Source organism: Fischerella sp., assembly GCF_013388695.1.
In the GTDB taxonomy this organism is placed as follows: Bacteria; Cyanobacteriota; Cyanobacteriia; order Cyanobacteriales; family Nostocaceae; genus PCC9605.
The window spans coordinates 1-9,370 of record NZ_JACAEU010000199.1 but is presented as its reverse complement, the minus strand read 5'-3'; the positions used below and the strand labels follow the sequence as shown (position 1 = coordinate 9,370).

Genomic DNA, 9,370 nt, shown 5'->3' with positions numbered 1-9,370 from the left:
TGAATTATGTGTGCATACATTTTTGTAGTTCGATGCCAAATCATTGTAGAGACGTAGCAATGCTACGTCTCTACATACCCGTGAATTGTAAATTCATATCTTGATTCAGCAACGCCGATTTTTGAAATATACGTAGGGGAGGCAAAAAGGGGTGTGGATTTTCCTCCCCCTTTATTGCCGTTGCGTTATGCCTCTGGCTAACGCACCATCCAAAGGCTTTGGTGCGTTACGCGATCGCGTAACACACCCTACAGATACTTAGATTTTTTCATAAATCAAATCGGATTCCTATAGCTACATAAAGTGATAGTCACCTTTTTTCAAGCTACGACCACAAACTTTGCATTTACGATAAATCTATCCAAATCATCTGTGGTCGAATTAATCATCTTTCCTTCATACCCATGCTAAAACTCTTCCCTAAACAAACCGCATCGATGTATACCCGCGATGGCATACGCTTGGATGCAGATATTTACCGCCCTGATGCTGATGGGGAATTTCCCGTATTATTAATGCGTCAACCCTATGGCAGAGCGATCGCTTCTACTGTTGTCTATGCTCATCCAAGTTGGTATGCTGCTCACGGCTATATTGTGGTAATTCAAGATGTACGCGGACGCGGTACATCAGCAGGTGAATTCAAGCTGTTTGCCCACGAAATTGCTGATGGTGAAGATGCGGTAAACTGGGCAGCAAATTTACCTGGCAGTAATGGTGCAGTCGGGATGTATGGTTTCTCTTATCAAGGAATGACTCAACTATACGCCGCTGCTGCTAAACCATCTGCATTAAAAACAATTTGTCCGGCAATGATTGGCTATGATTTATATGCAGATTGGGCTTATGAAGGTGGCGCATTCTGCTTGCAAAACAATCTTGCTTGGGCAATTCAATTAGCAACAGAAACTGCCCGTTTGCGAGGAGATAAACAAGCTTACCAGGCCTTATTAGCTGCTTCTCGAAATTTACCTTTGGACGATGCGGTTCCGACGCACCCAGAAATCCTCAACAATCTTGCCCCTGATTCGTTTTATCACGAGTGGCTAGAACATTCGCAACCTGATGCCTATTGGCAACAACTTTCGCCCAAAACACACATGAAAGATGTTGATTTGCCCATGTTCCATATCGGGGGATGGTTTGATAGTTATTTGCGTGGCACTCTGAATTTATATAAAGATATGGCAATGCGGAGTCAGTACCGTCAACAACTTTTAGTCGGCCCTTGGACGCATTTACCTTGGAGTCGCAAAGTTGGTGAAGTAGACTTCGGCGTCAATGCTATCAGTCCTGTTGATCGGATGCAAATATGCTGGTTTGACCAATTTCTCAAAGGCATTAATACAGGTTTGCTTGAACAGATGCCTGTTTGGATGTTTGAGATCGGAAGTAATACTTGGCAAGGATTTTCTTGCTTTCCAGAATATGAACATAAGTCTTGCTTTTTGTCAACACAAGGAATTACCAGTATCCGGAAGGAGGAAGGTATTATCACGACAATTTGCCCGGAAATTGGCGTAGATGATGTGTTAGTTCATGACCCCTGGCGGCCAGTTCCCTCTTTGGGTGGTCATGCGGCTATTCCTGCGGGTGTGTTTGAGCGATCGCATATTGATTGCCGTGCTGATGTGTTGACTTACACTAGTAAACCGCTTGATTCAGACCTGCATTTAGCAGGTGATGTGGTAGTGGCAATTGTTTGTAGTGCCGACAAATCCAGCTTTGATTTATGTGTAGTACTGTCAGAAGTGTATCCTGATGGAAGAGTATATAATTTGACGCAAGGCTACCTTCGCTGTCAAGATGGCATGAATCGCGTCACTAGAAAAATTCAATTGCAGGCGACTTGTGCGCGAATTACCAGAGGTAATGCCTTGCGATTGAGTTTGAGTGCTGCGTGTTTCCCAGCCTATGCAATCAATCCAGGTAATAATTCACCCTTTGGTATGGACGCAGAAATTATCACATTAACAGTGGGTTGTGGGGGTACTTCTTTTTCCCAAGTGTTATTACCTGTAGTTGCAGTGTCTTAAGACAATAGGAACTCAGGCTTCTACGCAGGAGTGCGCCTTTAGAGGTTGCTGATTTGATATAGCGGTTTGCAATTGAGTGAAGTACAGGCCATCGTAGGGGCAATTCATGAATTGCCCCGAAGCGTGTACCTCATTCAAACGAAAAGCACTATAGTTTATTCCTTTTGGCTTACATCTGGAGTTTACAAGCAAAACTCTTGACTTATTCCCTTTGACGCGGGAGTGGAGTCGGCAGATTGCCAATATTCTCAGGATGAGTTTGACCTCACCAGTCATTTCTATCGGGGAAAGTTCTTATTCGGTCATTAATATAATTATCCTGATCTGCCTGTTTTTTGGATTGGTGGCTGTTGCTGGAGCAGTCACTAATCTGTTGCGATCGCGGGTATTACGTATCACCACTATCAGCCGAGGTGTTCAAGAATCTATTGCCATCGTTATCCACTTACGCAAGCAAAATATTCAGATCCCTTTTCCGCAACGCTCCCTGCATTTGCGGTCTGGAAGTTTACCCTTGAAAGTTTCACCTAAAGTTAGAAAATTCCTTGTCTCAACTTTCTGAAGGTTTGATCGCTTGGTTAAAAAATCAGTCGCAGATCGGCAACTTAAACGGTTCAATTAATCCTTCTACCAAAAATCACAATCAAGATGATTGAGTCAGATCAAGTTGATCGTCAAAAAAATTAACTCGGTTTTAATCCTTGGCGATGACAATATCATTGGATTTAATCACTGCATAAGCTTCTGTTCCCTCGTCTATCTCCAACTCTTCTGCTGACGCGGTAGTAATAATCGAAGTTAACTCTACTTCGTGAACAACCTTCAAAGTCACCTGAGAGCTAACTTCTCCTCGAATAACTTTTGTCACTACACCTTTGAGAACATTGCGAGAGCTAACTTTGAGAGGCTTTTTGGAAGTAGTAACTTCTGCCTTGTGAGTGTCAGCATCTTTTTGGTGTGTCTGCTTGGTTGGTATTGATTGTGGCGATCGCGAGGAATGTTGACTAAGCCCACGCACAAGTTCCCGGAGAATCTCTGTTTTAGTGCGTTGTGACTCTTGAGACAACTCTTCCAAAATTTTTCGTTCTTCCTCCGAAGCTTGAAATGTGATCCATCCTTGTTCTTTTCTTGGCATAGCTTTACCAAATTATTTGGTAATTTTGGGATTATCTTGGTAGGATTTTACCAACCACCAATTTTAGGCAAAAGCACTCTTCAAGGGTGGATGATCAATGAAAAGAAGACAACTTTTTACCTTAATTGGCATGGCAATTACTAGCTTGATAGTAGCAGTTGGCTTGCCATTTTTGACTCCTTCTGTTGTGGTAGCACAGTCAAACACAAATTTGCTTGTGTCTGCTGCTGCCAGTTTGAAAGATGTCATGGAAGAAATCAAGACGAGCTACCAACAAAGTCAACCAAATGTCAATATTAGATATAACTTTGGAGCTTCTGGTGCTTTACTGCAACAAATTCAACAGGGAGCGCCTGTAGATGTGTTTATCTCTGCTGCCAACAAGCAGATGGACACTTTGGAGCGATCGGGGCAGCTAGTTCCAGATACCCGTAGCATCCTAGCAAAAAACCGTCTGGTTTTGATTGTGCCAAACAATTTTACAGGTGTTAGCAGCTTTGACAATCTCAAAGACTCCAAAATTAAGAAAATTTCCATCGGCGAAACAAGAAGTGTGCCTGCGGGGCAATATGCCGAGCAAGTCCTCCAGAAATTGGGTATTTACGCACAGCTTAAACCCAAGCTTGTTTATGCTAACAATGTGCGTCAAGTCTTAGCAGCAGTAGAAAGCGGCAATGCTGATGCAGGCTTAGTTTATATGACTGATGCCAAAATTTCTAACAACGTCAAAGTAGTCGTTGCTGCTGATGAAAAGTACCACTCTCCGATTGTCTATCCGCTCGCAGTCTTAAAAACAAGTAAAAATACTCAAGCAGCACGGGATTTTGTCAAGTTTTTATCTAGCGAACAAGCTAAGGCTGTACTGCAAAAATCGGGTTTTATCTTGCCTTAATAACTCCTAGGAAAATAGGGACTAGGATTGCGATCGCTATTTAATTTTTGGCTTTTTGCAAAACTGTCTTGCTTTTTACCTTTTTTACTACCAACTTTTTGGTTAACTAGTTGGTACTATGCCACAAGATTTATCTCCCCTTTGGATATCGCTGAAAACTTCTTTGCTTGCTACATTTATTACTTTCTTTATTGGTATTGCAACTGCATACTGGATGCTGGGATATCGTGGCAAGGGCAAATCGCTGATTGAAGGTATTTTAGTTGCTCCCCTGATTTTACCTCCAACAGTCGTGGGCTTCATCCTGCTGGTTTTCTTTGGCAAAAATGGCCCGATGGGCAAACTCATGGAGGCTTTCGACTTTAGCATTGTTTTTACTTGGTACGGTGCTGCGATCGCCGCTACAGTAGTATCCCTGCCGTTAATGTATAAAACTGCACTAGGAGCTTTTGAACAAATAGATCGGAATCTCTTACGGGTAGCGAGAACTCTGGGTGCAAATGAATTGAATATATTTTGGCGCATCAGTTTACCCTTGACTTTCCCTGGAATTTTAGCGGCAACAACTCTCGCTTTTGCCCGTGCCTTGGGTGAATTCGGCGCTACCCTGATGCTAGCTGGCAATATCCCCGGACAAACACAGACAATACCAATGGCGATTTATTTTGCTGTGGAAGCCGGAGCAATGGATGAAGCTTGGTTCTGGGCGATCGCCATTATAATGATTTCTCTATCTGGAATTATTGCCGTCAACTTTTGGCAGGAGTGCAGGGAGAAAAGCACAAAAGGAGACAGGGGGATAAGGGGCATTGGGCAATGGGCAAGGGACAATGGGCATCGGGCATCGGGCAACGGGCAATGGGCAATGGGCAATGGGCATCGGGTATCGAGCATAGAAAAGATCCAATCCCCAATCCCCAATCCCCAATCCCCAATCCTCAATCCCCAATCCCCTATTTCTGGACTAATTGTAGACATCGAAAAAATACTTCCTGGCTTTCATTTAAAAGTTTCCTTTAATGCTGACGAGCAACCCCTGGGATTATTAGGGGGATCTGGCGCTGGTAAGAGCATGGTTTTACGTTGCATTGCTGGTATAGAAACACCAACCAAAGGCCGTATAGTTCTGAATGGGCGAGTACTGTTTGATTCTGAACAGGGAATTAATTTACCTAGCCGCGATCGCCGCGTTGGGTTCGTAGTCCAAAATTATGCTCTGTTTCCCAATATGACTGTGGCGCAAAATATTGCTTTTGGTTTGCCGAAAGGACTATCGAAGTTAGCCATCAAGCAACGAGTAGAAGCTCAATTACTGGCAGTGCAGTTACAGGGATTGGGCGATCGCTATCCACATCAACTCTCTGGCGGGCAACAGCAGCGGGTTGCGTTAGCAAGGGCTTTGGCATCTAGTCCGGAAGCATTGCTGTTAGACGAACCATTTTCCGCATTGGATACCCACTTACGCAGTCAATTGGAACAACAAATGGTGACAACACTTGCTGATTATCAAGGCATCAGCTTATTTGTCACCCATAATATGGAAGAGGCCTACCGCGTTTGTCCAAATCTGTTGGTGATGGAGCATGGCAAAGCCGTTCATCATGGCACAAAATACGATATCTTTGAAAATCCCACCACTGTGAGTGTTGCTCAATTAACAGGTTGCAAAAACTTCTCCAGTGCTGTTGCTATATCCTCGCAAGTAGTGGAGGCTGTTGACTGGGATTGCACTCTGCAAGTTGTTGAATCGATACCTGACTCATTCTCACATGTGGGTATTCGCGCTCATCAAATTGCCTTCACCGACAACCCCAACCAAGAAAATACCTTTCCTTGTTGGTTGGTAAGAACTAGTGAAACGCCACACCGCATGACGCTATTTTTAAGACTGCATTCCTCTAGGAAAATTAGCCGCGATTACCACCTGCAAGCAGAGATTTTCAAGGAAAAATGGGCGACTCTTAAAGATAAACCTTTACCGTGGTACGTTCGTTTAGATTCATTGCGACTGATGTTAATGAAATAAATGAACAAGTATAAGTAAGTCGGCGGGAATAAATCCAACTATGTTAAGTCACGTAACATAGAGGACTAAAGTTCTACGGGAAGCCGTTCTTACGAGCGTCTACACTACAAACCTTTAATTAATTACGCCGTCCTACTTATGCTGTTATCAAATCATCGGATGTAATGATTACTATTAACTAAATATATAGGACTCATATTTGATTTTTGAAATATACGTAGGGTGCGTTACGCGATCGCGTAACACACCCTACAGATACTTAGATTTTTTCATAAATCAAATCGGATTCCTATATTTTTGAAATCTACTAAAAAAGGGGCGGTTTAATAGCCCCTTTTTGAATGCATAGGTAGTGACTGACAGTAACTTCATTACTCTGTTGATGATCCTACCCTTGACTCTGACTTATAACCTGAAACTCACTTGGGTTTAGTGAAACCACCATATTTTCAAAGTCTAACCGGATGAGCCAGCGATCGCTAGAGCGAACATCTAAAAGAGTTTCTCGTCCACAAACTACTCCCACTTTTCCGGCTACATATTCTGGAGCTAAAATCAACGCTTTGTTACCTACTTGAATATTCTCTGAGATATGCAACAACATTCCTATAACCTAGATTTCTTCTGTGTATTATTAATGGGTGTCAGTAAAATCAATTTATGCACTTCTATTATAGAAATGGAAAAAATGTCTGCAAATAGCTTGTAAACTATCCCTAGTTTCGCTACGCTACACTAGAGGCTTCTGTACTCACAGGCGAGTGCTGTAACTTAAACTTTCGTCCGAGTTTTGGTCTTACCTCCCCTCTTACAGCAGATTCGATAAATTTTACAGAATCTTTTTTGTATATTGACCGACAAAGAAATTACCATCTTGACACACATTTTACAAAAGAGGTAATTTAAATGAAAATTTTACTAATAGAAGATCATCAATGTACCACTTCAACACTTTCTAAATTACTCGTTGACCATAATTATGTGGTAGATGCCACAAACGACGGTGAAACTGGGCTGAGGTTAGCAAAAGCATATGACTATAACCTGATATTGCTGGATGTGCTTCTCCCTGGGCTGGATGGTATTAGCATTTGTCGCCAACTCCGTAGCGAAGGTTATGAAGTGCCAATTCTCATGCTAACTGCTCTAGACAGTAGCACAGATCGAGTTATGGGTTTAGATGCTGGCGCAGATGATTATGTAATCAAACCTTTTGATTTTTTAGAGTTAATTGCTAGAGTACGTGCTCTACTGCGACGCGGGAGGACTATATTAGCTGAGGAACTTACCTGGGAAAACTTAAAATTGGATCTGAAAATTAGGGAAGTTACCTACAACGAGAAACGTCTGCACCTCACCCCGAGAGAGTATGGTTTACTGGAACTTCTGCTCAGAAATCCTCAGCGGATTTTCAGTCGCAGTGCCATACTAGATCTTGTCTGGCCTGAGGGCGAATTTCCAGGAGAAGAAGCTGTTACAACTCAAATTAAGGGCTTGCGAAGAAAGCTAAAAGCAGCTGGCATGACCAAAGATTTGATTGAGACAGTTTATGGATTGGGCTATCGTCTGAAAGAGGAAAGGGAGAAGACGGGAAACGAAGACATAGGGAAATTAACAATTGAAAATTCAAAATTAAAAATACAAAAATTCGATCCATTCCCCATCACCCCATCACCCCTACCCTACGGGAAGCCGCTTGCGCGTCTACACCCCATCACCCCACCTTCTCAATCCCGCATAGAAGCCGAAACAGAGGTTATGGCTGTAGTTGCAAAGATGAGAGAAGAATTTAAAAATAGTCTCAGCGAACAGATTGAATTATTTGAGCGGGCGATCGCTCTCCTTGCCAATGGAACCCTCGATAATACACTGCGTCAAAAAGCAACAGCAGAGGCACACCGCTTAATTGGTTCACTGGGATCTTTGGGCTTGCCAGAAGGCTCAAAGGTGGTACGGCAAATTGAGCAGTTACTCCAGAATCAGACAGATGCGGATCGCAGTGTAGCACTACAGATAAAAGAATTGGTGGATTTACTGTGGCAAGTTGTGGTGAAAGGACAAGGGGAAGATGGGGAGATGGGGAGAAATGAACAATTCAAAATTCAAAATTACTCTCCCACTCCCCCACTCTCCCACTCTCCCAGACGCGCCATGGCGCGTCTCTACATTTCCTCCCACTCTCCCACTCCTCCACTCCCCCACTCCTCACCTCGACTACTGGTAATCGATGATGACACAGTGCTGACCGAACATTTGAAGATAGAGGGAATGGCTTGGGGCTTGCAGGTTGAGGTAGTAACAAATTTAACTGCTGCTCGGAAAGTAATTGCTGACAATCCTCCCGATCTCATTCTGCTAGACCTCACCTTTCCCAGCACAACAGAAAATGGACTAACGCTGCTAGCAGAACTAACTAAGCAAAAACCTGAAATTCCAGTTGTGGTATTTACCGCCCAGAGTCAGTTGAGTCTCAGATTGGAAGTAGCTCGTCTGGGAGCGGATACTTTTTTACACAAACCGATGCTTGCCGATCGCATTCTCCAAACAGTCATTAAGGTACTAAATCAAACCCGTGCAGTGAAAGCCAAAGTAATGGTGGTGGATGATGAACCTGAGATATTAAATGTCCTGTCTGTCCTCTTCTCATACTGGGGACTTCAGGTAACGACTTTGGAAAATAGCCAACGTTTCTGGGAAACTCTGGAAGCTTTTGCTCCCAATCTGTTGATTTTAGATGTAAATATGCCTCATTTCAGTGGACTAGATCTGTGCCAGGTGGTACGTAATGATTCCCGTTGGGGTGAGATACCAATACTGTTTTTATCTGCTTACACGGATATAGAAACTGTATCCAGGGTGTTTGCTATGGGCGCAGATGACTATGTGAGTAAACCAATTGTCAAGACAGAACTAGTCTCACGCGTGCTGAATCGATTGCAGCGGGTGCAAAAGTGAATTTTGTAGAGACGCGATATATCGCGTCTCTACTTCGCGCTCGGGTGGGGAATTTCGTGGAATTGGTTAAAGTACAATTTGGATAAAATCCAATACGGTTCAGATAATACCAATTTGAAAAAAGAATGCAACACATAGATAAGACCCCTCCCCAACCCTAAGCGAACTCGCGGGGAGGGTGCCGTCACCACGGGTGGGGTTATCTGTCCTTAAACATTTTTTGAATCGGTATAAGATAATTTGACTAACGATAAAATTTGTAAAGACGTTGCATTGCAACGTCTCTACACACACGTAATTACTATGGACAATCCTTAACTGAACTG

The 9,370-nt window shown here is 43.1% G+C and carries 7 protein-coding genes; 5 read left to right on the top strand and 2 right to left on the bottom strand.

The genetic code is table 11. The annotated features are described in order from the left end of the window. The first annotated feature begins 437 nt into the window (after positions 1 to 437). The gene (locus tag HXY43_RS25915; RefSeq protein WP_290889859.1) at positions 438 to 2,036 is read left to right on the top strand and encodes a CocE/NonD family hydrolase; all 1,599 of its coding nucleotides are present in this window, start codon (positions 438 to 440) and stop codon (positions 2,034 to 2,036) included. Between the two features lie 211 nt (positions 2,037 to 2,247). Beyond that, on the top strand, positions 2,248 to 2,598 hold the full coding sequence (locus HXY43_RS25910) for a hypothetical protein (protein WP_290889855.1): 351 nt from the start codon (positions 2,248 to 2,250) through the stop codon (positions 2,596 to 2,598). A gap of 132 nt (positions 2,599 to 2,730) precedes the next feature. On the opposite strand, the gene HXY43_RS25905 is transcribed toward HXY43_RS25910, so the two are convergent. Then, positions 2,731 to 3,171, bottom strand: a complete 441-nt coding sequence (locus HXY43_RS25905; protein WP_026733739.1) for a molybdopterin-binding protein — start codon at positions 3,169 to 3,171, stop codon at positions 2,731 to 2,733. A 97-nt stretch (positions 3,172 to 3,268) separates the two neighbouring features. Here HXY43_RS25905 and modA point away from each other — a divergent pair, with 97 nt between their 5' ends. Both modA and modB read left to right on the top strand, forming a co-directional pair. Beyond that, positions 3,269 to 4,063 (top strand): molybdate ABC transporter substrate-binding protein, encoded by a 795-nt coding sequence (gene modA / locus HXY43_RS25900; RefSeq protein ID WP_290889849.1) that lies wholly within the window; start codon positions 3,269 to 3,271, stop codon positions 4,061 to 4,063. Between the two features lie 118 nt (positions 4,064 to 4,181). Continuing rightward, positions 4,182 to 6,089, top strand: a complete 1,908-nt coding sequence (gene modB, locus HXY43_RS25895; RefSeq protein ID WP_290889846.1) for a molybdate ABC transporter permease subunit — start codon at positions 4,182 to 4,184, stop codon at positions 6,087 to 6,089. Positions 6,090 to 6,477: 388 nt separating this feature from the next. On the opposite strand, the gene HXY43_RS25890 is transcribed toward modB, so the two are convergent. Continuing rightward, positions 6,478 to 6,693 carry a hypothetical protein gene (locus HXY43_RS25890; protein ID WP_367161525.1) on the bottom strand — a complete coding sequence of 72 codons (216 nt, stop codon included), beginning with the start codon at positions 6,691 to 6,693 and terminating at the stop codon, positions 6,478 to 6,480. 302 nt (positions 6,694 to 6,995) lie between these two features. On the opposite strand from HXY43_RS25890, the gene HXY43_RS25885 reads away from it, so the two are divergent. Continuing rightward, positions 6,996 to 9,044 carry a response regulator gene (locus HXY43_RS25885; RefSeq protein WP_290889843.1) on the top strand — a complete coding sequence of 683 codons (2,049 nt, stop codon included), beginning with the start codon at positions 6,996 to 6,998 and terminating at the stop codon, positions 9,042 to 9,044. Positions 9,045 to 9,370: the final 326 nt, after the last annotated feature.